Genomic DNA, 3,139 nt, shown 5'->3' with positions numbered 1-3,139 from the left:
GCTGTTTCTTGCGAAACATCCTATATTTCTTCTTCGTGAGCATTTGATAATTTAAGTATGCGGCGAACCGAAGTCCGCCGGCACCTTCATCAAATACCCACATTTATCGACTGTTAATTGTTAAAGAACTTGTTCGGTACTGCTTTCTGCGTTTTCAACAAAGCGTTTTGTTTGTCGTCAGCAGAAAGAGAAGAGTATGAAGCGTTTCGCTTATTCAGTCAACTTCTATTTTCACTACCCCGTCGTTTCCGACCGGCCCTTTCTGGTCAGCATCTAGTGCCTGTCATCGGGGAGGCGAACTATAGCAAAGCGCCGGGCGGACTGGCAAGGATTATTTGAGGAATCGCCTCCGCCCCGCCCCGGCACCCTTCGCCGCTGACGTTTTGCCGGACTGGTAGATTTGATCAAACGAATGGCGAACTGCATCACCAGCCCGCAAAATGCCACCTACGGCGAGACCGACGAGATCGGCCTGCAGATGGCGGCCAACAACAAGGCGGTCGGCCCCACGACTTGCGGAAGTCTGGAGATCGCCAACTCGGTGGCGACGAAGAACTTCGACACCACCACCACCTTGTCGCGCACCTGCCGGACCTGCCACATTTTCTATAAAAAGCCTTAAAAGAGCAGCATTATGAAACGCACGTTGCTCACCTGCCTGCCGTCGGCCGCGCTCGCGCTGCCGGCCGCCGCGGCGCTGACACCGGGCCAAGCGAAGGCGCTGGAAGAGATGCAGCTGTTGGCGGCCACGAGGTGCCCAAACGCTCGTAAGCAAGAGGTCAAAACCAGAGGCAGTGCCGGGGTCAGGCAGCGAGTGTCCGACCAGGCAATCTCAGGAAGCTTTGTAAAAAACGTAATCAGCTTCATACTTCACCAGCTTTTTTACGCCTACTGTGTCAGCCGTGCAGGCGTCACCAGGCGCTACGCCACCCTTCGTGTTGATACGCTGAATGTAAGTAATGCCTACCATGGCACCAGTGCCGGTTGACGGGCTAGCCTGCACGAGTTGCAGCGGAATCGACGCCGGATTTCCGGAGGGAGCGACGGCAAGCTGCTTGCCGGTCACCTTACTCCCATCGTTGGCTTCCCAAGTGGGGCCGCCATAATATTTGCCGACGGGTGTTTTGTTCTTGTCATACAGCACCGCGTTCGGCCCCGCGAAGACCCACTCATGCATACCCGGCATGTTTGCCTTGACGCGGCATTCGTAAGTCAGATCGCCTGCACCGAGCGCACTCATCACTTCTGCGTGCCCGGCCGGGACGGAGATGGCGGAAACGTCGCCCGAAGCGTGCGCGAAGCTCGCGCTGGCGGCCAACAGGGCGGCTATAGCAATGGTGACGGCAGGCGAAAATGTGCGTTTCATTGAATTCTCCGATCAGAATAGCGCGGCGAAATGCCGGGCCATGCACGGTATACGCAAGAGTTGCGCCGTCGGTTTCAACTATTTACAAAAAAATATGCGATCGAATGAATAAGACCTGCCGTCTGCGTTCCCTTGGGCGGCAGCGCTTACTACTTAATGCCGCCGGCAGCCGGTGTGAGCGCCAAGGGCTGCATGGCGCGATTGAATAGCTGCGCCGCCAACTGTCTGGCTTTTTCCTGATCAGCGGCACTCAATTGACGAGGGTCTTGCTGTGTTCGATAGTTCGCTCCCACCCGATCAGCAAACAACTGCCATGCATAAGCGTGTAGCGCGTCACCTTCGGCGTCGTACAGTTGAATCAGAACAGACGTGATAAGAACGTGGCCGGCAACCGCCGCGTCGGAAAAGTACTTTTTACCTAGCTCCGCCGAGTTCATGTCGAAATCGAAGCCCTCCTCAAATGCCAACGAATTACTTTCGAAGTAATACTGTTGCGCTAACTGGAGCCGCGCGTACATATCGCCGGACTTGGCGCGCGCCGTCAACTGCGTTAGCGACATGGAAAAATATTCTTCTGGCGTGAAATAGCCGCCCTTCTTCATCCGCTCTTTTCGCTCAAGGATGAGCGCGGGCTTATCAACCTTATTTCCGGCAAGACGCTCGAAGGGTGAACCGGATGGGCTCGCGAGAGCAGGTCCGGAAATCCCGGCCGGCCCTATGGATGAGGGAGCACTGTCGTTGATGGCGGTTTTGGCGCTAACGGACTCGACGAAATCATGGTTTCGCATCAGCAGAAGGCATACCGAGGCGATGACAAAAAAAAGAACAGTTTTCATTCGTGCATCCAGCTAAAACGCTGCCGATGAAAAAATATCGGCAGCTGAATCTCATCTCACAAGCGACTTAAATACGGCTTAGAAACGGCAAGCGCCCCAAGTCCAACCGTTTTGCCAAGCCAGTACTTGAGCCTGTTGCGCTGTGCACGCGGAGAAGCGATAAGTAAATTGGGATTGCCATCCAGCTGCCACGCAAACCGTGTACAGCGCGGGACTCCCGCCGCTAGGGCAAGGATTAGGATTGGTAGGTGGATTGGTCGGAGGCGTAGACGGGGTTGGATTTGGATCCGCTGGAGTTGACCAAATGGTTGTGCCGGAGGTTCCCGCAGCATTCCAAAGAGTAATGTTAAGACTCCCTGTTGTTGCATGAATGCCGAATCGGTAGTTGCCGGCAGCACGGCCGCCAGTGTTGCTTGCCCATTTATAGTTATTAGCGTCGTCATATTGCACCAAGTTGCCATCGGATTGCATGATGGTTTTTGTTGCGTTGGCAGAGTAGGAAGCCCAGATCACCGTACCACCGGTACAGCTAGTAGAACGTGGCCTTTTATAGACGACCAAGTTGCTGTCGCCTTGCTGCAGGACGCAGTACTCACCGCCAGACTCAATAAAATCGCCAGCAAGCATAGGTGTATTTGTCGGCAACTCACCGTAATAAGCTGTCGCCTGCGCACTAAACGATGTTACTAGTGCGAGTGTTGCAGCAAAAAATCTAGGAGAAAAATGCATTATTTATTCCGAAAGATTGATAGTTTTTTAACTATATCATAAGGAAACATTGAAATTATCACAGATTGTCACCGCGCAGGCGAGATCAGATGCCAACCAAAAACAAAACGCGGACGAAAAAAAGCCCCACCGGCGCCCAGCGCGATCTTGAGCGCGCTGGGGCTGGTGGGGCTTTTTAATATAACAAGCCTGACGATAACCTACTTTC

4 protein-coding genes are annotated in these 3,139 nt (G+C 53.8%); 1 reads left to right on the top strand and 3 read right to left on the bottom strand.

The features are described from left to right. Window positions 1–412 precede the first annotated feature (412 nt). Complete coding sequence (locus ACFDR9_RS27340) at window positions 413–622, top strand: hypothetical protein (RefSeq protein ID WP_409033027.1); 210 nt, start codon at window positions 413–415, stop codon at window positions 620–622. 210 nt (window positions 623–832) lie between these two features. Here ACFDR9_RS27340 and ACFDR9_RS27335 read toward each other — a convergent pair whose 3' ends face one another. The 3 genes from ACFDR9_RS27335 to ACFDR9_RS27325 form a co-directional block, all read right to left on the bottom strand. Next, complete coding sequence (locus ACFDR9_RS27335; protein WP_409033026.1) at window positions 833–1,366, bottom strand: DUF3455 domain-containing protein; 534 nt, start codon at window positions 1,364–1,366, stop codon at window positions 833–835. Window positions 1,367–1,515: 149 nt separating this feature from the next. Continuing rightward, entirely contained in the window at window positions 1,516–2,202 is a 687-nt protein-coding gene (locus ACFDR9_RS27330; RefSeq protein WP_409033025.1) for a hypothetical protein, read from the bottom strand. 78 nt (window positions 2,203–2,280) lie between these two features. Further along, window positions 2,281–2,931, bottom strand: coding sequence for a hypothetical protein (locus tag ACFDR9_RS27325; RefSeq protein ID WP_409033024.1), 651 nt, complete (start codon window positions 2,929–2,931; stop codon window positions 2,281–2,283). Between the last annotated feature and the right edge of the window lie 208 nt (window positions 2,932–3,139).

It is taken from the genome of Janthinobacterium sp. CG_23.3 (assembly GCF_046115965.1).
Lineage (GTDB): Bacteria > Pseudomonadota > Gammaproteobacteria > Burkholderiales > Burkholderiaceae_D > Janthinobacterium.
Note: the sequence above shows the minus strand (reverse complement) of the source record. Positions and strands in the feature narration are given on the sequence as shown.

Excerpts from the sequence above, each read along its gene's own strand:
- ACFDR9_RS27340 (WP_409033027.1), top strand. The coding sequence starts at position 413 with ATGGCGAACTGCATCACCAGCCCGCAAAATGCCACCTACGGCGAGACC.
- ACFDR9_RS27335 (WP_409033026.1), bottom strand. The coding sequence starts at position 1,366 with ATGAAACGCACATTTTCGCCTGCCGTCACCATTGCTATAGCCGCCCTG.
- ACFDR9_RS27330 (WP_409033025.1), bottom strand. The coding sequence starts at position 2,202 with ATGAAAACTGTTCTTTTTTTTGTCATCGCCTCGGTATGCCTTCTGCTG.
- ACFDR9_RS27325 (WP_409033024.1), bottom strand. The coding sequence starts at position 2,931 with ATGCATTTTTCTCCTAGATTTTTTGCTGCAACACTCGCACTAGTAACA.